The sequence below is a fragment of the Plantactinospora siamensis genome, from assembly GCF_042434095.1.
In the GTDB taxonomy this organism is placed as follows: Bacteria; Actinomycetota; Actinomycetes; order Mycobacteriales; family Micromonosporaceae; genus KBS50.
In genome coordinates, this window is record NZ_JBHLUE010000011.1 from 394,650 (window position 1) to 414,018 (window position 19,369).

Here is a 19,369-nt window from a genome sequence, read left to right on the forward strand (position 1 = left end):
GAAGGGCCCCTTCTTATCGTTTTCTGATGTAGCAGGGGCCCTTCCTAACGCGGCTCGTGCGGGGTCAGCTAGCGGGGCGCGGGGTCAGCGAGCAGGGCGCGGGTCTCGCGGGCGATCTCCCGCTCCTCGTCGGTGGCCACCACGCAGACCGCCACCGGGCCGCCGGGCGGCGAGATGACCCGGTCCCCGGCGTCCGCGTTGCGTGCCGGGTCCACGGCGATGCCGAGCCGGTCCAGGCCGGCCAGCGCCGCGGCGCGTACCTCCGCCGCGTGTTCGCCGACCCCCGCCGTGAAGGTGATCGCGTCCAGCCGGCCGAGCAGCGCGTAGTACGCCCCGACGTACCCGGTGATCCGCCGGGTGTAGACGTCGAACGCCAGCCCCGCCGCGCGATCCCCGGCCGCCCGGCGGCGCAGCACCTCGCGCATGTCGTTGGCGCCGGCCAGCCCGAGCAGCCCGCTGCGATGGTTGAGCAGGTCGTCGATCTCGTCGACCGCCATCCCGCCCTCGCGGCGCAGGTGGAAGACGATCGTGGGATCGATGTCGCCGCTCCGGGTGCCCATCACCAGACCCTCCAGTGGGGACATCCCCATCGAGGTGGCGACGCTGCGGCCACCGGCCACCGCGCACGCGCTGGCGCCGTTGCCCAGATGCAGGCTGATCGTGTTGGTGTCGCCGTACGGCCGGTCCAGCAGCTCGGCGGTGCGGCGCGAGACGTACGCGTGCGAGGTGCCGTGGAAACCGTACCGCCGGATCCGGAACCGGTCCGCGGTGGCCGTGTCGATCGCGTACCGCGCCGCCGAGTCCGGCAGCGTCCGGTGGAACGCCGTGTCGAACACCGCCACCTGCGGTACGTCCGGCAGCGCCCGCCGGACCACCTCGATGCCGACCAGGTTGGCGGGGTTGTGCAGGGGCGCCAGCGGCACCAGGTCGCGGATGGCCCGGAGCACCTCGTCGTCGATCAGCGTCGGCTCGGCGAACCGGGTGCCGCCGTGCACCACCCGGTGCCCCACGGCGGCCAGGTCGGTCAGGTCGAGCCGGTCGAGCACCTCCCGGACCGCGGCCTCGTGGTCGGCCGGCCCGCCGGGCTCGCCGATCCGTTCGACGAGGCCGCCGTCCAGCGCGGTGTCCCCGGAATAGCTCCGGTACTTCACCGAGGATGAGCCGCAGTTGAGGACCAGCAGCCGGCTCACCGCTGCTCCTCCGCGGCCGCCTGGATCGCGGTGATGGCCACGGTGTTCACGATGTCCGGCACGGTGGCTCCCCGGGAGAGGTCGTTGACCGGCCGGCGCAGCCCCTGGATCACCGGCCCCACGGCCACCGCGCCGGCCGAGCGCTGCACCGCCTTGTACGTGTTGTTGCCGGTGTTCAGGTCGGGGAAGACGAAGACGGTGGCCCGGCCGGCCACCGCGCTGCCCGGCAGCTTGGCGGCCGCCACCTGGGGGTCGATGGCCGCGTCGTACTGGATCGGGCCCTCCACCAGCAGGTCCGGTCGACGCTTGCGGACCAGCTCGGTGGCCGCGGCCACCTTGTCCACGTCGGCGCCCGAGCCCGAGGTGCCGGTCGAGTACGACAGCATGGCCACCCGCGGTTCGACCCCGAACCGGGTGGCCGTTTCGGCCGAGGAGACGGCGATGTCGGCGAGCTGCCCGGCGTCCGGGTCGGGGATGATCGCGCAGTCGCCGTACACCAGCACCCGGTCGGCCAGCAGCATGAAGAAGACGCTGGAGGCCACCGAGACGCCCGGGCGGGTCTTGATGATCTCGAAGGCCGGCCGGATGGTGGCGGCCGTGCTGCGGGTGGCCCCCGAGACCATGCCGTCGGCGCGCCCCGTGGCCACCATCATGGTGCCGAAGTAGTTCGGATCCCCGACGGCGTCCCGGGCCAGCTCGAGGCGTACCCCCTTGTGCCGCCGCAGCTGCGCGTAGCCGGCGGCGAACTCGTCCCGGCACGGCGCGGTGGCCGGGTCGACGACCTCGGCCCGGCCGACGTCCACGCCCAGCTCGCGGGCCCGCCGGGCCACCTCGGCCGGATCGCCGAGCAACGTGAGGTCGGCGACGCCCCGCCGGAGCAGGATCTCGGTGGCCCGCAGGATCCGCTCGTCGCAGCCCTCCGGCAGCACGATCCGGCGCCGGTCGCCGCGGGCCCGTTCGATGAGGTCGTTCTCGAACATCAGCGGGGTCACCCGGACCGAGCGGGTCACCCGGAGCCGCCGGGCCAGCTCCTCGCCGTCCACCCGCTCCTCGAAGGCGCCCAGCGCGGTCTGCACCTTGCGCGGGTTGTCGACGCTGAGCCGGCCGGAGATCCGGCTGGACGCCGCGACGGTCTCGAAGCTGTCGGTCCGCACCGAGAGCACCGCGAGGCCGGTGTTCAGGCGTTCCACCAGCCGCATCACCCGGTCATCCGGCCGGATGCCGAGGGTCAGCACCAGGCCGGCCAGCGACACCTGGCCGGCCACGTGCGCCGCGCTGGCGGCCAGCAGCAGGTCCGCCCGGTCGCCGGGGGTGATCATCAGCGCCCCGTCGACCAGGTGGTCGAGCAGGGTCGGCACCTGGGCCGCGCCCACCACGAAACCCAGGACGTCTCGGCGCAGCGCGGCGTCGTCGCCGGTCAGCCGGGTGGCGCGCAGCGCCGTGGCCACCTCGGCCACCGTCGGCGCCGAGACCACCGGCAGGTCCGGAATGGCGTACGCCGGGACCGGCAGCTCGGGCAGCCGGAGCGGCGCCGGCACCCGGTTGGCGATCACCGCGAGGACCGTGGCGCCGAGATCCTCGCAATCGTGGTACGCGCTGCGCACCGCGCCGCCGATCGCGTCGGCGTCCTGCCCCCGGCCGTCCAGCACGGGCACCAGGACCGCGCCGAACTCGGTGGCCAGCCGGGCGTTGAAGGCCAGCTCGCGGGGCAGCCCGCCGTGCCCGGTCTCCGGCGCGTCGTCGAAGTCGCTGCCGATCACCACGACCGACGGGCAGCGCCGCTCCACCGCGCGGTACCGCTCGACGATCCGGGAGATCAGCTCCTCCCGGCGTCCGTCCGCCACCAGCGCGGCCGCCTCGGCGTACGTGGCGCCGGCCAGCTCCTCGACCGGCAGCTCCACGCGGTACCGCTCGGCCAGCAGTCGGAGGGTCTGGTCGGCGCCGGGCTCGGTCACCAGCGGCCGGAAGACGCCCACCCGGCCCACCTGCCGGGACAGCAGCTCGGCGAGGCCGAGCGCCACGGTGGACTTGCCGGCCCCGTGGCCGAGCCCCGCGACGTACACACTCAAAGCCACGCCCCGAACCTACAAGATCGCCCTCAGCCGTAGCCACCAAAAGGTTTCCGCCGACCCCGCCCACGACGGGATCAAGCTTGACCGCCCAGAGTGGGCGGGGTCGGCGGAAACCCCCGACCTAATCTTCGTCGGGGTCGTCGAGCCGGGCCAGCCAGGTGGCGAAGCGCTCGATCGGGGTCTCGAACTCGGGGTTGAGGTCGACGAAGTCCCGCAGCCGCTCGCCGAGCCACTCGAGCGTCACGGTCTCCTCGCCGCGCCGCTCGACCAGTTCCTCGATGCCCCGGTCGGTGAAGTACATGTGTGCCTCCGTCGTGACGACGGCTCCACCCGGCGTCTGCCGGGCGGAGCCGTCACAGCTCAGGTCGGTGTCAGGGGCGGGGGAGGGCCGCCTCGATCAGCGCGGTCTGCTCGGCCTCGTGCATCTTGGCCGAGCCGACCGCCGGGGCGGCCGCGGACGGGCGGGAGATCCGGCGCAGCCGGACCGCCTCCAGGTGCTCCAGCAGGTTGAGCGCCACGAACGACCAGGCGCCCTGGTTGGCCGGCTCCTCCTGGACCCACGCGAAGTCCTCGGCGTTCGGGTACGTCGCCAGGGCGGCGCGAACCTCTTCGACCGGCAGCGGGTAGAGCTGCTCCATCCGGACGATCGCCGTGTCGGTGATCTTGCGGTCGGCGCGCGCCATCAGCAGGTCGTAGTAGACCTTGCCCGAGCAGAGCAGGACCCGCTTGACCTCCTCCGGCCGCACCTCGGTGTCCGGGATGACCGGCTGGAAGGTGCCCGAGGTGAACTCCTCGACTCCCGATACGCAGAGCTTGTGCCGCAGCAGCGACTTCGGGGTGAAGACCACCAGCGGCTTGCGCTTGGGCGACAGGGCCTGCCGGCGCAGCAGGTGGAAGTAGTTCGCCGGGGTGGTCGGGATCGCCACCCGCATGTTGTCCTCGGCGCACATCTGCAGGAACCGCTCGGGGCGGCCCGAGGTGTGATCCGGGCCCTGGCCCTCGTGCCCGTGCGGCAGCAGCAGCGTCACGGCCGACTGCTGACCCCACTTGACCTCGCCGGAGGAGATGAACTCGTCCACCACCGACTGCGCGCCGTTGGCGAAGTCGCCGAACTGGGCCTCCCAGGCCACCAGCGCCTCGGTGTTCTCCACCGAGTAGCCGTACTCGAAGCCCATGGCCGCGTACTCGCTGAGCAGCGAGTCGTGCACGAAGAACCGGCCCCGGTCGTCGGCGAGCGTCGACAGCGGGAGGTATTCGGCGCCGTCGGTGGAGTCGACCAGCACGGAGTGCCGCTGCACGAACGTGCCCCGGCGGGAGTCCTGGCCGGCGAGCCGGACGGTGATCCCGTCGTGCAGCAGCGCGCCGAAGGCGATGATCTCGCCGAACGCCCAGTCGATGCCGCCCTCGACGGCCATCTTGGCGCGCCGGTCGAGCAGCTGCCGTACCCGCTTGTGCGGGGTGAAGCCCTCGGGGAGCCGTACGTGTGCCTCGCCCACCCGGCGGAGCACCTCGGCGTCGGTCGCGGTCTCGACCTTGGGCTCCGGCTCCGGCTGCCGGCGCTGCCGGCTTGGCTGCTTCGCCGACGAGGCCGCGTCCCGGGTGGCCTTGAAGACCCGCTCGAGCTGCGACTGGAAGTCGCGTAGCAGCTCCTCGGCGTCCTCCACGGTGATGTCACCGCGCCCGATCAGCTCCTCGGTGTAGAGCTTGCGGACCGACCGCTTCGAGTCGATGATCTTGTACATCTCCGGGTTGGTCATCGAGGGGTCGTCGCCCTCGTTGTGGCCGCGCCGGCGGTAGCACACCAGGTCGATCACGACGTCCTTGTTGAACGCCTGCCGGTACTCGAAGGCCAGCCGGGCCACCCGGACCACGGCCTCCGGGTCGTCGCCGTTCACGTGGAAGATCGGCGCCTGGATCATGCGCGCCACGTCCGTGCTGTAGAGGCTCGACCGGCTGTGCTTGGGGGCGGTCGTGAAGCCCACCTGGTTGTTCACCACCACGTGCACGGTGCCGCCGGTGCGGTAGCCGCGCAGCTGGGACAGGTTGAGCGTCTCGGCCACCACGCCCTGGCCGGCGAACGCCGCATCACCGTGCACCGCCAGCGGCAGCACGGTGTAGCCCTCCAGCTTGAGGTCGATCCGGTCCTGCTTGGCCCGGACGATGCCCTCGAGCACCGGGTCCACGGCCTCCAGGTGGGACGGGTTGGCCGTCACCGACACCTTGATCGAGTGGTCCCCGCCGGGCGTGGTGAACTTGCCGACCTGGCCGAGGTGGTATTTCACGTCCCCCGAGCCCTGCGTGGAGCGCGGGTCCAGGTGGCCCTCGAACTCCGAGAAGATCTTCTCGTACGGCTTGCCCACGATGTTGGCGAGCACGTTCAGCCGGCCGCGGTGCGCCATCCCGATGACGACCTCGTCGAGGCTGTCCTCGGCCGAGGCCTCCAGGACCTCGCTGAGCAGCGGGATCAGCGACTCGCCGCCCTCCAGCGAGAAGCGCTTCTGGCCCACGTACTTGGTCTGCAGGAAGGTCTCGAACGCCTCGGCCGCGTTGAGCCGGTTGAGCACGTGCTTCTGCTTCTCCGGCGTCGGCTTCTGGTGCGGCAGCTCGATCCGCTCCTGGATCCAGCGGCGCTCCTCCGGGTCCTGGATGTGCATGTACTCCACGCCGACCCGCCGGCAGTAGGAGTCGCGCAGCACGCCCAGCACCTCGCGGAGCTTCATCCGCTGCTTGCCGGCGAAGCCGGCCACCGGGAAGGTGCGGTCCAGGTCCCACAGGGTCAGCCCGTGCTCCAGGACGTCGAGGTCCGGGTGCTTGCGGATCTTGAACTCCAGCGGGTCGGTGTCGGCCATCAGATGGCCGCGCACCCGGTACGCGTGGATCAGCTCGTGCACCCGCGCGGTCTTGTTGATCTGACCCTCGGAGCTGACCGCCACGTCGCGCACCCAGCGGACCGGCTCGTACGGGATCCGCAGCGAGGTGAAGACCTGGTCGTAGAAGCCCTGCTCGCCGAGGAGCAGCTCGTGCATGACCTTGAGGAACTCGCCGGACTGGGCGCCCTGGATGATCCGGTGGTCGTACGTGCTGGTGAGCGTGATGACCTTGCTGACGGCGAGGTCGGCGAGGGTCTCTGAGGACATCCCGGCGTACGGCGCCGGGTATTCCATCGCGCCCACGCCGATGATCGTCCCCTGGCCGGCCATCAGCCGCGGCTGCGAGTGCACCGTGCCGATGCCGCCGGGGTTGGTCAGCGAGATCGTCGTGCCGGCGTAGTCCTCCATGGTGAGCTCGTTGCGCCGGGCCCGCCGCACCACGTCCTCGTACGCCTGCCAGAACTGGCGGAAGTCCATCCGCTCGCAGCCCTTGATCGACGGCACCACCAGGCTGCGCGAACCGTCCGGCTTGGCCAGGTCGATGGCGATGCCCAGGTTGACGTGCCCGGGCTGGACCACGGCCGGCTTTCCGTCGACGGTGGTGAACGCGTAGTTCATCTCCGGCCGGGCGGCCAGCGCCCGGACCATGGCGTACCCGATCAGGTGGGTGAAGCTGACCTTGCCACCGCGGCCGCGGGCCAGGTGGTTGTTGATCACGATCCGGTTGTCGACCAGCAGCTTGGCCGGCACGGCGCGCACGCTGGTGGCCGTGGGCACGGCCAGCGACGCGTCCATGTTCTGCACGATCCGGGCGGCCACGCCGCGCAGCGGCAGCGTCCGCGTGTCCGGATCGTTGTCGCCACCGGCGGCGGCCGTGCCCTTGGCGGTCGGGGCCTTGGCGGCGGCCTTGCCGTCGGTCGACGGCTTCAGGGCGGCCGGGGCCGTGCTCCGGCCGGCCGGCCGGGCCGCTGCGCCGTCGGTGGCCGGCTTCGCGCCGTCGCTGGCCGGCTTGGTCGCGGCGGCGGTGGTCGCCTTCGTGGCGTCGGCGCCCGGCTTCGCGGCGGGCTGCGCCGGCTGCCCGGCGGGCGTGCCGGCCGTCCGGGCGCCGGCGCTGCCGTTCGGGCCGGTGCCGGCGGATCCGTTCGGGCCGGTGCCGGCGGATCCGCCGGTCGGCCCGGTGGTGGCGGTCAGGGCGCCCCCACCGGCGGAGGAGGCCGAGGCGGCGCCGTCACCGCTGCGCGCCGGGGCGCCGCTCGGGCGGTAGTCGGCGAAGAACTCGTGCCAGGCCGAGTCGACGCTGCTGGGGTCGGCGAGGTAGCGCTGGTACATCTCCTCGACGATCCACTCGTTCGGGCCGAAACCCGCCAGTGGGTTCTCCTGCGAAGTCTGCTGGGTCGACACGGCCAGTAATCGCCTCTTTCGTGGTGTTTCGCGGGTCTGCCGCCCCGTCAGGCGGACTCCGACGACCCGTTCCAGGCTACGCCGTACGGTAACCGGCAGCATTTCCGCATCCGGCCCGTGTTGGGTTTCACAACACCTGCGGATTACCCACCGTTGCCGGGCTCGTCGCCCTCGGCCTCCATCACCAGCAGGGCGCCCGTGGTGCCGTCCAGGACATTGAGCAGCGGGGTGCTGGTGACCCGGACCCGGATCGGCCGGCCGCGCCGGTTGACCGCGTCCAGCGCGACGCTCTGCCGCCCGGTCTCGTCGCCCGAGAGCACGGCCCGCAGGGGGGTCCGCAGCGGCGCGGTGGGCAGCCCGATGTCGAGGTTGAGCACGTGCTCCCCGACGGCCTCGTCGGCGCGTAGCCCCCAGAGATCCTCGGCCCGCCGGTTCCACGCCTGCACCACCATGTTGGCGTCGATGGCCAGCACCCCGGCGTGCAGGCTGGTGAGGACCGCGTCGAGGAAGCTGTTGGCCTGGTCGAGCCGGGCGGCCCGCTCGCGGTGCTCGTCGTTGATGTTCCGCAGCTCCTCGTTGGTCGACTGGAGCTCCTCGTTCATCGTCTCGAGCTCCTCGTTGGTCGACTGGAGCTCCTCGTTGGTGGTCTCCAGCTCCTCGACGCTGGACTGGAGCTCCTCGTTGGTGGTCTCCAGCTCCTCGCTCGTGGTCTGCAGCTCCTCGTAGGCGACCTCGAGCCGGTGGTTCGCGTCCGACAGGTCGTCCCGCAGCCGCCGCTCCGCCGTGGTCTCTCGGAACGCCAGCGCCACGCCGAGCAGCCGGGACTCGGCGGACACCAGCGGGATCGCCTGGATCTTGACGTGTCGCCGCTCCGTGTCGTCGCGCGGATATTCGGTCTCCGGAACCTCGACGATCCGGCGCTCCACCTGGGCCTGCTCGACGTAGCCGCGCAGCTCCACGGGGCGGTAGGACAGCTCGAGGTCCCGGAACGGGCGGCCGATGTCGGTGACCGACACCCCGAGGAGGGTCTCCGCCCGCCGGTTCGCGTACGCCACCAGGCCGGTGGTGGTCAGCACGATGGTGGGCAGCGGGCTGGCCTGGAACGCCTCATCGCGCAGCCGGTCCAGGCCGACCGGGTCCGGATCCGCCGGCAGGCTCGGGGCCGGCGGCTCGACGACGCTCGCCCGGGACGGGCTGGGCACGGCAAGCTTGCGGAAGATCCGCCGCTTGATGTCGATCGGTATGAACAGGTCGCCGTACCGGAGCAGCATCTCGGACCGGCCGAGGAACAGCACCCCCCGGTCGCTGAGCGCGAAGTGGAGCCGGGAGAGCACCCGGGTCTGCGTCTCCGAGTTGAAGTACATCAGCGTGTTGCGACAGACCAACAGGTCGACCCGGGAGATCGGCGCGTCCTGCACCAGGTCGTTGCGGCCGAAGATGACCAGCCGGCGCAGGTCCTTGCGGAAGGAAAATCGGCCGTTGGTCCGGTCGAAATACCGCTCGAGGAGTTCCGGCGGGACGTCGGCCACCTGGCGCTCGCCGTAGGTTGCCAGCCGGGCCTCGGCGAGGCTCTCCTCGTCGACGTCCGTGGCGTAGATCTTGACCCGATCCTTGAACTGGTCGTCGCCGAGCGCCTCGGCCAGCAGCATGGCGATGGTGTACGCCTCCTCCCCGGAGGCGCAACCGGCGCTCCAGATCCGGATCGGGCTGCCCGGCGCCTTGGCCGCGAGGACCTCCGGCAGCACCGTCTCGGCGAGGAACTGCCAGGACTCGGGCTCCCGGAAGAAGCCGGTCACGTTGATCAGGATGTTGTTGAACAGGCTGGTGAACTCGTCCGGGTGGACCTCGAGATGGTCCTGGTACTCGGCGAAGTCGTCGATCTCGAGCTGGGCCATCCGGCGGCGGACCCGGCGCATCAGGCTGGCCCGCTTGTATCCGGTGAAGTCGAAGCCCCGCGATTCCTTGAGGAAATCCAGGAGGGACTCGAACCGCGGATCGGACTCTTGCGACACGTGCCCTCCGCCGACGACAAGCAGGTTGGACGTACGGTACCGCGCCGGGCCGGCGTTGGCGGGCGGGGCGTACCCGGGGATCCGGCTGGCGGTGGAACTACCCATTTGGCAGGTTTGCCGGACTGCCGTGGCGGGCAGCCTGTCCAGATGGAGTCCTCGGCGGCGCCCGGACACGACCTCGTGGTCGTGGGCGCCTCGGCGGGCGGGGTGGAGGCGTTGAAGGCGCTCGTGGCCGGGCTGCCGGCCGACCTGGCCGCCGCCGTGCTGGTGGTGCTGCATGTGGCACCCACCAGGTCGACGGCGCTGGCCGGGATCCTCGACCGGTGCGGGCCGCTGCCGGCCCGGCCGGCGCGGGACGGCGAGCGGCCGGAGCCGGGCCGGATCTACGTGGCCGTGCCGGACCGGCACCTGCTGCTGCACGACGGGCGGATCATGCTGGGGCGGGGGCCCCGGCAGAACCGGGTGCGCCCGGCGGTGGACGCGCTGTTCCGCTCGGCGGCCCGCTGGCGGGGCGCGCGGACGCTCGGGGTGGTGCTCTCCGGCACCCTCGACGACGGCGCCGCCGGGCTGGCCGCCATCGCCGTGGCCGGCGGCGCGGCCCTGGTGCAGGATCCGGCCGACGCGCTGTCCCCGGGAATGCCCGAGGCCGCGCTCGCGGTCGTGCCCACCGCGACGGTGGCGCCGGCGGACGGGCTGGCCGCCGAGGTGGCGCGGCTGGTCGCCGACCCACCGGGCGGGCCGACCGGGACCGGCGCGCACCACGAGCTGACCGCGGAGGAGGAGCTCAGCAGGGGCGCCGGCGGCGTGGCCCCGGAGTTCCTGCCCGGCCGGCCGGTGTCGGTGCGCTGCCCGGAGTGCAGCGGCGGGATGAACCTCGTCGAGACCGCCGGGACGGCGCACTACCTCTGCCACGTGGGGCACATCCTGTCCCCGGCCACCCTGGTCGCGGCGCTGCGGGAGCGGGTCGAGCAGGGCATGTGGACGGCCGTGAGCATCCTGGAGGAGCTGGCCATGGTGCACGACCAGCTCGCCGAGCGGGCCCGCAAGGGCGGCGCCGGGCTGACCGTGACCCACCAGCGGGCATCGGCCGCGGAGGTGCGGGCCGCCGCCGACGTGATCCGCAAGCACTTCCCGGAGTTCATGCGACCCACCGCCTGACCGTCGCGGTTGCGGCGGTCAGGCGGTGGTCCGCCACCGCGGGGCCGGTGCTGCCCGGGCCGGACCGGTGCGGGCGACCCGGGCAGCACCGGTCAGGAGATGTCGCGGGTACGCATCAGCAGCGTGCCGATCACCCCGGTGACCACCGCATAGCCGATCAGCACCAGCGCGCCGACCCACTGCGGTGGATTGCCGGGCAGGTCGGTCCCGCTGATCATCAGCTGCGAGGCGATCGACGGGACGATCACCTGGAGCTTGCCGGTCCACTCCCACTTCTGGGCGAGCAGGGTGAAGATGATCCCCGCGGCGAAGGTGCCCAGCACGTACGCCAGCGCCGCGGTCACCGTGGCCCCGATCTGGCTGCGGATCAGCACGCCCAGGCCGACGCCCAGGATGCCCCACAGCACGTACGCGAGCAGGTTGAGCAGGATCGGCCGCGTCGTTCCCCACTCACCCAGATGGTCGGCCACCCCCTGGGAGCGCAGGAAGATCACCCCGGCCGGGATCGACAGCACCGTGGTGACCAGCCAGACCACCACCCCGAAGAGCGCCGCCGTCACCAGCTTGGCGAGCACCACGGCGGTGCGGTGCGGGGTGGCCAGGAAGGTGGTGGTGGCGGTCTGGTGGTAGAACTCGTTGGTCACCACGAGGATGCCCAGCAGCATCACGAAGAGCAGCCCGAAGAACTGCCCCGAGGTGAACAGGTTGGCCGCCTGGAAGAGGCTGTCGGCCTGCGCCCGGATCTGTTCGGCCTGCTCCGGGGTGGCGTTCGGCGGGATCTCCCGGGCCGCCTGCAGGGTGAAGTGCGCGCTGATGGCGTTGAAGGCGAACGCCAGCACCAGCATCACGAACGCGCCGAGGCCGAACAGCCACCACGTGTTCGTCGTACGGATCTTGAGCAGCTCGGATCGCACCAGACTCATCGGATCGCCGCCTTTCCGGCCGTCAGCTCCAGGAACACGCCCTCCAGGTCCGGGCGTTCGGCGACCAGTTCGTGCAGCTCCACCTGGTGCTGCAGCGCGGCCCGCCCGACAGCGGGGGCGTCCAGCCCGGTGACCAGCAGCACCCCGTCGGCGCCCTTGTCGACCGTGACGTTCTCCCCGCCGAGGGCGCCGGCCAGCACGTCCGCCTGGGGCGTACGGACCCGGATCCGGGTGGTGTGCGACATCGAGCCGATCACGTCGTCCACCGGGCCCTGCCGGACCAGCTTGCCGGCCGCGATGATCACCACGTCGTCGGCGAGCAGCTGCATCTCGGACAGCAGGTGGCTGGAGACCAGCACCGTGCGCCCCTCGGTGGCGAGCGTCTTGAGGAACCCGCGCATCCACCGGATGCCCTCCGGATCCAGCCCGTTGGCGGGCTCGTCGAGGATCAGCACCCGCGGGTCACCGAGCATCGCGGCCGCGATGCCGAGCCGCTGCTTCATGCCCAGCGAGTAGCCCTTGAACTTCCGCTTGGCCGCCGGGGTCAGGCCGACCAGGGCCAGCGCCTCGTCGGCCCGGGACCGCGGCAGGCCGGCCGCCGCGGCGATCACCCGCAGGTGGTTGATGCCGGTGCGGCCCTTGTGCGCGCTGGACGCCTCGAGCACGGCGCCCACCTGGCGCAGCGGCTCGGCGAGGTCGGCGTACCGGCTACCGCCGATGGTGGCCGTGCCCGCGGTGGGGGCGACCAGGTTGAGGAGCATCCGGAGGGTGGTCGTCTTGCCGGCGCCGTTCGGCCCCAGGAAGCCGGTCACCCGACCGGGCTCTACGGTGAAGGACAGATCGTCGACGGCCCGTACGTTCTTGTACTGCTTCGTCAGGCCCGACACGACGATCTTGCCGTCTCCGCTGGTGGGGCTTCGCTGCCCGTCGGTCATCTCACTCCTCCCGTGCAATGGCGAGGCCGGACGGCCACGCCGTCGCACAGCGTGACTGAGGCACGGGCGCTGGTCAATCAGGATCGGGACGGATTCCGATGTCATCCCCCGGCATGATCGTCGCTCCTCCTCGGGCAGGAGGGCTCAGACCGCGATCCAGGTGGCGCGGGCGTACCCGAGGCGCTCGCCGGCCGGCCCGTACACCGTGGACCGGACCAGCGCCTTGCGCCCCTGGGCCTCGACGGCCGCCCCGATGGCCACGCACTCGTCGCCCGGCGCGGGCACCCGCTCCACCACCGCGGCCATCCGGCCCAGCACGTACGGGCGGCCCGGCGCCAGCACCGCCCAGCCGCCGGGGCAGTCCAGCGCGGCCCAGACGGTGGCCGGGCCGGCGTCGGCCGGAACCACGAAGGGCGCGGCCGTGCGGCCGTCGGGCAGCCGGCCGGGAAAGATCCGCAGCCCGTCCGGCCGTTCCGGGCCGCAGACGTAGCAGGTGGGGAAGGGGTGCTCGACGAAGCCCGGATAGTTGGCCGCGGCCGCCCCGGCGGTGGCCGCGTCGACCGGCGGCACCGCCTCGGCCGGGAATGCCGGCACCCGCCGCAGCTCGGCCACCAGCGTGCCCTCCGGGTCGCGCACGGCCGTACCGTCGAGCCGCAGCGGCACTCCCAGCGGCGGCGGCCGGCGCAGCGTGACCTCGACGGCCGCATCCGGTCCCGCCCCGCCGGACCCGACCACCTCGCCGGTGATCTCGGCGACGCCGGCCCCGCCCGTGGCGCCGGCGGTCTCGACGGCGAGCGCCCGGGCGAACAGCCCGGCGGCGTATCCGCCGTTGCCGGAGTCCGGCGGACCGTTGAACCGAGCCTCGATGATCACACCGTCACCCTACGGCGGATCGGCACCGTTCACCGGATCGACATCCGGCAACCCGCGGCAGGAAACATCGCGGGCAGCAAGCCGCCCTACACAGGGGGAATGGCTGTTCTGCTCTCCGCTGACGCACCCGCCGGCACCAGCGGCTACACGCTGCTCATCGCCGACGACCCCACCCAGGTGGCCGCCGCACAGCGGCTGCGGTACCAGGTCTTCGCCGACGAACTCGGGGCCCGGCTGGGCACCCGGACGATCGGGCTGGACTCGGACGGGCTCGACGAGCACTGCGACCACCTGCTGGTCCGGGACGACCGGACCGGGCGGGTGGTCGGGACGTACCGGATGCTCCCGCCGGATCGCGCGGCCGCGGCCGGCCGCCGGTACGGCGACGCGGAGTTCGACCTCGGCGCCCTGGACCCGCTCCGCGACCAGATCGTCGAGGTCGGCCGCTCCTGCGTGGACCCGGAACACCGTACCGGCGCGGTGATCAACCTGATGTGGGCCGGCCTCGCCCGGTACCTGCACCTCAAGGGGCTGCGCTGGCTGGGCGGCTGCGCCTCGGTGCCGCTGGACGACGGCGGGGCGGGCGCGGCGGGGGTCTGGGCGCGGGTGGCGGACCGGCACCTCTCGCCGCCGCCCATGCGGGTCCACCCGCGGCGACCCTGGCTGGCCGAGCCGGCCGGCGCGGCCGCCGTGGCCGCCCGGGCGGCCGCCGCCGCGCCGCCGCCGGTGGCCATGCCGCCGCTGCTGCGCGGCTACCTCCGGCTCGGCGCGTGGATCTGCGGGGAGCCCGCGTACGACCCCGACTTCGACTGCGCCGACCTGTACGTCCTGCTCAACCTGGACCGGATGCACCCGCGCTACCGGAACCACTTCCTGGGCGGCGCCTGATGTCCGGCGGCCGCCGGTCGGACACCTTCTGGCAGCCCCGCCCCGACTGCGGGCCGGACTGCCTGCCGCCGGCCGGCGCCGGCGGCGTCGGCCCGGTCCGCCGGGCGCTCCGGTTCGCCGGCCTGCTCGGGGTGCTGGTGCTGGGCCTGGGCCTGCTGCCGGTGCTGCCGCTGGCCGGCGCCGCCGGCCGGGCCGCGGTGGGTCGTCGCTGGGCCCGCGGCGTGCTGCGGGTGCTGGGCGTGCGCCTGGTGGCGGGCGGGGCCGGCCGGCTGCCGCGCCGAGGGGCGCTATTGGTCGCCAACCACACGTCCTGGCTGGACATCGTCGCGGTGCTGGCCCTGGCGCCGACCCGGATGCTGGCCAAGCGGGAGGTGCGCGGCTGGCCGCTCTTCGGGTGGCTGGCCGCCGCCGGGGGCACGATCTTCATCGACCGGTCCCGACCCCGGGCCCTGCCCGGCACCGTGCGCGAGGTCGCCGCGGCGCTCCGGTCGGGCGCCCTGGTCACGGTGTTTCCGGAGGGCACGACCTGGTGCGGCGTGCCGCGGGCCGGCCGGTGCGGCGGCTCCGGCCGGTTCCGCCCGGCGATGTTCCAGGCCGCCGTGGAGGCCGGCGCCGCCGTGGTGCCGCTGGCCCTCGGCTACCGCGCCGGTGACGATCCGCGCGGCACGACGGCCGCCGCGTTCCTCGGCGAGGAGAGCCTGTACGACTCGCTGCGCCGGGTGCTCGCGATCCGTGACCTGGTCGTCTCGGTCGGCGTGGCGCCGCCCCTCTATCCCGGCCCCGCCGCCGACCGCCGCAACCTGGCCCGCCTCGCCCAACTCGCCACCCCCCGCCCCGCCCCACCCCGGGTCCGCGCCGATCATGGAGTCGCGGTGGGAACGAATGCCTAGGAGAAGTCGATAACGCCCACCACGCCTCCATGATCGCCGAGGCGTGGTGGGCGGGGTGGCGCGTGGCGACTCGCGATGTATCGCGTTATCGTGACCGGGGAATCTCGCGAGGGAGAGCGTCATGCCCCGGTGGACGATCGACGGCCCGCAACGGCTCACCCTTGCCGAGCCGGTCGACCGGCTGGACGTGTCGCTGATCTCCGGACGGCTCAACGTGGTCGGCGCCGACGGGCCGTGCCGGGTGGAGGTCACGCAGGGCCAGCGGACCAGCCTCCGGGTGGAGGCCCGGGACGGCCGGCTGTCCGTACGGCAGGAGCGCCCGTCGACCTGGTCCGGCCTGCTCTGGTGGCTGCTCATGGCCCGGCGGATCCGGGCGCACGTCTCCGTCGCCGTACCACCGCAGACCCGGGTGGACCTGCGGATGGTGGATGGCTCGGTGGTGGCCTCCGGCCTGCGCGCGGTGACCCGGGTGGAGGTGACCTCGGGCCAGGTGACGTTGATGGGGCTCGCCGGGCGGACCTCGGCCAAGCTGGTGTCGGGGCCGGTCGAGGCGCTGGGCGTGACCGGCGATCTGACCATGGAGACCGTCTCCGGCGAGCTGGTGCTGGCCGACGGCGGCGCCGAACGGGTGCACGCGACCACCCGGTCCGGCTCGATCACCTGCGATCTCGACAACCCCCGGCACAGTGAGATCCGGCTGGGCACCATGTCCGGCAGCGTGACGGTCCGGGTCCGCGAGGACAGCGACCTCACGGTGCACCTGCACACCACCTCCGGACAGATCACCAGCGCCTTCCCGCGGCTGTCCGCGGCCGACGGCCCGCCGTGGGCCCGGGAGGCGCAGGGCGTCCTCGGCGCCGGCGACGGCAAGCTCTGGGCCACCTCCGTCTCCGGCAGCATCGCGCTGCTGTCCCGGCCGGTCGACGACGAGGACGACCCGGGGTACGACGAGGACCTCGACGGCGGCACGGTCGCGCCCGGGCCCGACGCGGCGGCCGGGCGGCCGGCGCCGGACGCCGCCTCGTGACGCCGGTGTTCAGCCACGGTCGGCTGCGGCTCTACCTGCTCAAGCTGCTGGCCGAGGGGCCCAAGCACGGCTACGAGCTGATTCGGTTGCTGGAGAACCGGTTTCTCGGCCTGTACGCGCCGAGCGCCGGGACCATCTATCCCCGGCTGTCCCGGATGGAGACCGAAGGCCTGGTGCGGCACACGGCCGCCGGCGGGCGCAAGACGTACGAGATCACCGACGCCGGCCGGGCCGAGCTGCGGCAGCGGGCCGGTGAGGTGGCCGAGCTGGAGACCGAGATCCGGCACTCGGTGGCCGACCTGGCCGGGCTGGCCGCGGACATCCAGTCCGAGGTCAGCGGCTCGGTCCGGGACCTCAAGCGGGAGCTGCGGGCGGCCGCCCGCCAGTTCCGGTCCGCCGGCCCCCGCGCCGCCGATTCACCGGTACGCGAGGCCGCGGCCGACCCGTCCGCGCGGCCGCCCGCGGCCGACCGTCCCGGTAGCGCCCGTGCGGGTGGTCCGGCGGCCTCCGGCGGGGCTGGTCCGGCGGCCCCGGGTTCCCGCGCGGGACAGGGGTGGGCCGGAGCGGGCCGGGCCGGTCGATCCGGCGCGGCGGGCGAGCTGGAGCGCAAGGTGGCCGAGTTCGCTGGCGAGGCGGCCGCGCTGATCGGCGAGCGCTGGCTCACCGACGCTCAGGCACGCACGGCCATCCGGATCCTGGACGGCGCGCTCGAGGGGCTGCGCCGGCTGCTGCGCTGAGCCCGCCGACCCGCCGACCCGCCGACCCGCCGTGTCACCGCCCGGTGACGGCCGCCGGCCGCCCGACGTACAGGGTCTTTTCAGGCGGCGTCCAGCGGCCGCGCAGCGCGGCGGCGGATGATGGGGCCCATGGCCACTCCGCAGACCGAGGCGAGACTGCTCGTCGTGGAGGATGACCCGAACATCCTCGAACTGCTCTCCGCCAGCCTCCGCTTCGCGGGCTTCGACGTGGCGACCGCGACCAGCGGCAGCGCCGCGGTGACCGCCGCCCGGGACCGGCGGCCCGATCTCGTCGTGCTCGACGTGATGTTGCCCGACCTGGACGGGTTCGAGGTGATCCGGATCATGCGCGAGGGCGGCACCCGTACGCCGGTGGTCTTCCTGACCGCTCGGGACGCCACCGACGACAAGATCCGGGGGCTGACGCTCGGCGGCGACGACTACGTGACCAAGCCGTTCAGCCTGGAGGAGTTGACCGCCCGGATCCGCGCCGTCCTGCGGCGTACCACCAGCGGCGAGCCGGCCACCTCCCGGCTGACCTTCGCGGACCTGGAGCTGGACGAGGAGACCCACGAGGTGTACCGCGGCGGCCAGCGGGTGCAGCTCTCGCCCACCGAGTTCAAGCTGCTCCGCTACCTGATGTTGAACGCCAACCGGGTGCTGTCCAAGGCGCAGATCCTCGACCACGTGTGGAACTACGACTTCCGCGGCGACGACAACATCGTCGAGTCGTACATCTCGTACCTGCGGCGCAAGGTGGACACCGTCGAACCGCGACTGATCCACACCCTCCGCGGGGTCGGCTACGTGCTGCGCAAGCCGGCGGCGTGACCGGCCCGCTCGCGCTGAAGGGCCAGCTGCGCGGCGTACCGCTGCGGGTGAAGCTGGTGGCCGCGGTGCTGGCCCTGGTGGCCGCCGCGCTCCTGGTGATCAGCCTGGCCACCGCGTACTTCCTGCGCAACTACCTGGTGGGGCAGGCCGACGGGGAACTCAAGACGGCGGCCAGCTCGGTGCAGTACCTGAGCACGCTGCCCGACAACGCGAACGCCCAGTACTGGCCGCCCACCGACTACTTCGTGGCGCTCCGGCAGCAGAACGGGCAGGTGCAGACCGCGTACGACAAGAACCGGTTCAAGACCGCCAGCCTGCCCGTCCTCCCCGGGTCGGCGCAGGGCTACCGGGACCGGCTCAACAAGCCCTTCACCACGCTGGCGCAGGACGGCAGCCTCCGCTGGCGGATGCTCTACATCCAGCTCCCCGACGGACGCCTGGCCGTGTTCGCGCAGAGCATCAACGACTCCGACCAGGCGGTCCGGCAGCTGCTCTGGATCGACATGCTGGTGGGCGGCGGGGTGCTGATCCTGCTGGCCAGCGTGGGCGCGGGCATCGTCCGGACCAGCCTGCGCCCGCTGGTGGACATCGAGCGGACCGCGGGGGCCATCGCCGGCGGCGACCTGACCCGGCGGATCCCCGACCCCGAACCGGGGGTGCCGGAGCCGACCTCCGAGCTGGGCCGGCTGTCCCGGGCGCTGAACACGATGCTGAGCCAGATCGAGACGGCCTTCACCGCGCGGGCCGCGTCGGAGACCGCGGCCCGGCACGCCGAGTCGGTGGCCCGGGACGCGGCCGTGTCCGCGCAGGCGTCCGAGGCGCGGGCCCGGCGTTCCGAGGAGCGGATGCGGCAGTTCATCGCCGACGCCTCGCACGAGCTGCGCACCCCGCTGACCTCCATCCGCGGCTTCGCCGAGCTGTATCGGCAGGGCGCGGTCACCACGCCGGAGGACTCGGCCCGGCTGCTGCGCCGGATCGAGGACGAGGCGGCCCGGATGGGCCTGCTGGTCGAGGACCTGCTGCTGCTCGCGCGGCTGGACCGGGAGCGACCGCTCGAGCTGGCCCCGGTGGAGCTGCCGGTGCTGGCCGCCGACACCGTGCAGGCCGCCCAGGCCGTGGCGCCGGACCGGCAGATCTCTCTCTCGGTGGAGCCGGGCTCCGGCCAGCTGCTGGTGCTCGGCGACGACGCCCGGCTGCGGCAGGTGCTCACCAACCTGATGACCAACGCGCTCAGCCACACCCCGGCGGAGGCCACCATCGAGGTCCGGCTGCGGGCCGAGACCGGCAACCTGGCCGTGGTGGAGGTGGCGGACACCGGCCAGGGCCTCTCCGCGGAGCAGGCCGAGCGGGTCTTCGAGCGGTTCTACCGGGCCGACAGCGCCCGCACCCGTCGCGCGGGCGCCAACCAGGGCACCGGGCTCGGCCTCGCCATCGTGGCGGCGCTGGTGGCCGCCCACCACGGCACGGTGGAGGCGGTGGAGACCCCGGGCGGCGGGGCCACCTTCCGGGTACGGCTGCCGCGGCTGCCCGACCCGGCGCCGGACGACGATGCTCTCAGCTAA

The 19,369-nt window shown here is 73.2% G+C and carries 15 protein-coding genes; 7 read left to right on the forward strand and 8 right to left on the reverse strand.

The window, feature by feature from the left end:
- Positions 1-68: 68 nt before the first annotated feature.
- The 5 genes from ACFFHU_RS14885 to ACFFHU_RS14905 all read right to left on the reverse strand — a co-directional run bounded on the left by ACFFHU_RS14885 (position 69) and on the right by ACFFHU_RS14905 (position 9,650).
- Entirely contained in the window at positions 69-1,190 is a 1,122-nt protein-coding gene (locus tag ACFFHU_RS14885) for an acetate/propionate family kinase (RefSeq protein ID WP_377339198.1), read from the reverse strand.
- Positions 1,187-3,265: a phosphate acetyltransferase gene (gene pta, locus ACFFHU_RS14890; protein ID WP_377339200.1), complete on the reverse strand. Its 2,079-nt coding sequence runs from the start codon at positions 3,263-3,265 to the stop codon at positions 1,187-1,189. The genes ACFFHU_RS14885 and pta overlap by 4 nt, the downstream gene beginning before the upstream one ends.
- A gap of 118 nt (positions 3,266-3,383) precedes the next feature.
- Positions 3,384-3,563 (reverse strand): DUF6104 family protein, encoded by a 180-nt coding sequence (locus ACFFHU_RS14895; RefSeq protein WP_377339202.1) that lies wholly within the window; start codon positions 3,561-3,563, stop codon positions 3,384-3,386.
- A 70-nt stretch (positions 3,564-3,633) separates the two neighbouring features.
- Positions 3,634-7,533, reverse strand: coding sequence for a multifunctional oxoglutarate decarboxylase/oxoglutarate dehydrogenase thiamine pyrophosphate-binding subunit/dihydrolipoyllysine-residue succinyltransferase subunit (locus ACFFHU_RS14900; protein WP_377339203.1), 3,900 nt, complete (start codon positions 7,531-7,533; stop codon positions 3,634-3,636).
- 143 nt (positions 7,534-7,676) lie between these two features.
- Positions 7,677-9,650, reverse strand: coding sequence for a CheR family methyltransferase (locus tag ACFFHU_RS14905; RefSeq protein WP_377339206.1), 1,974 nt, complete (start codon positions 9,648-9,650; stop codon positions 7,677-7,679).
- 42 nt (positions 9,651-9,692) lie between these two features.
- Between ACFFHU_RS14905 and ACFFHU_RS14910 the strand changes: the two genes are divergently transcribed.
- The gene (locus ACFFHU_RS14910; protein ID WP_377339208.1) at positions 9,693-10,703 is read left to right on the forward strand and encodes a chemotaxis protein CheB; all 1,011 of its coding nucleotides are present in this window, start codon (positions 9,693-9,695) and stop codon (positions 10,701-10,703) included.
- 92 nt (positions 10,704-10,795) lie between these two features.
- Here ACFFHU_RS14910 and ACFFHU_RS14915 read toward each other — a convergent pair whose 3' ends face one another.
- From ACFFHU_RS14915 to ACFFHU_RS14925, 3 genes are all read right to left on the reverse strand, one after another.
- Positions 10,796-11,626, reverse strand: coding sequence for a DUF2705 family protein (locus ACFFHU_RS14915; RefSeq protein WP_377339210.1), 831 nt, complete (start codon positions 11,624-11,626; stop codon positions 10,796-10,798).
- The gene (locus ACFFHU_RS14920) at positions 11,623-12,561 is read right to left on the reverse strand and encodes an ABC transporter ATP-binding protein (protein WP_377339212.1); all 939 of its coding nucleotides are present in this window, start codon (positions 12,559-12,561) and stop codon (positions 11,623-11,625) included. The genes ACFFHU_RS14915 and ACFFHU_RS14920 overlap by 4 nt, the downstream gene beginning before the upstream one ends.
- A 144-nt stretch (positions 12,562-12,705) precedes the next feature.
- On the reverse strand, positions 12,706-13,308 hold the full coding sequence (locus ACFFHU_RS14925) for a hypothetical protein (protein WP_377339789.1): 603 nt from the start codon (positions 13,306-13,308) through the stop codon (positions 12,706-12,708).
- A gap of 225 nt (positions 13,309-13,533) precedes the next feature.
- Here ACFFHU_RS14925 and ACFFHU_RS14930 point away from each other — a divergent pair, with 225 nt between their 5' ends.
- The 6 genes from ACFFHU_RS14930 to ACFFHU_RS14955 all read left to right on the forward strand — a co-directional run bounded on the left by ACFFHU_RS14930 (position 13,534) and on the right by ACFFHU_RS14955 (position 19,369).
- Entirely contained in the window at positions 13,534-14,322 is a 789-nt protein-coding gene (locus ACFFHU_RS14930) for a GNAT family N-acetyltransferase (RefSeq protein ID WP_377339215.1), read from the forward strand.
- Entirely contained in the window at positions 14,322-15,212 is an 891-nt protein-coding gene (locus ACFFHU_RS14935; RefSeq protein WP_377339217.1) for a lysophospholipid acyltransferase family protein, read from the forward strand. Before ACFFHU_RS14930 ends, ACFFHU_RS14935 begins: the two co-directional genes overlap by 1 nt.
- A 121-nt stretch (positions 15,213-15,333) precedes the next feature.
- Positions 15,334-16,239, forward strand: coding sequence for a DUF4097 family beta strand repeat-containing protein (locus ACFFHU_RS14940; protein ID WP_377339218.1), 906 nt, complete (start codon positions 15,334-15,336; stop codon positions 16,237-16,239).
- Between the two features lie 5 nt (positions 16,240-16,244).
- Positions 16,245-16,976 carry a PadR family transcriptional regulator gene (locus tag ACFFHU_RS14945; RefSeq protein ID WP_377339221.1) on the forward strand — a complete coding sequence of 244 codons (732 nt, stop codon included), beginning with the start codon at positions 16,245-16,247 and terminating at the stop codon, positions 16,974-16,976.
- 129 nt (positions 16,977-17,105) lie between these two features.
- A complete protein-coding gene (locus tag ACFFHU_RS14950; RefSeq protein ID WP_377339222.1) occupies positions 17,106-17,807 on the forward strand; it encodes a response regulator transcription factor in 702 nt (233 codons plus the stop codon).
- Positions 17,804-19,369, forward strand: a complete 1,566-nt coding sequence (locus tag ACFFHU_RS14955) for a sensor histidine kinase (protein ID WP_377339224.1) — start codon at positions 17,804-17,806, stop codon at positions 19,367-19,369. The genes ACFFHU_RS14950 and ACFFHU_RS14955 overlap by 4 nt, the downstream gene beginning before the upstream one ends.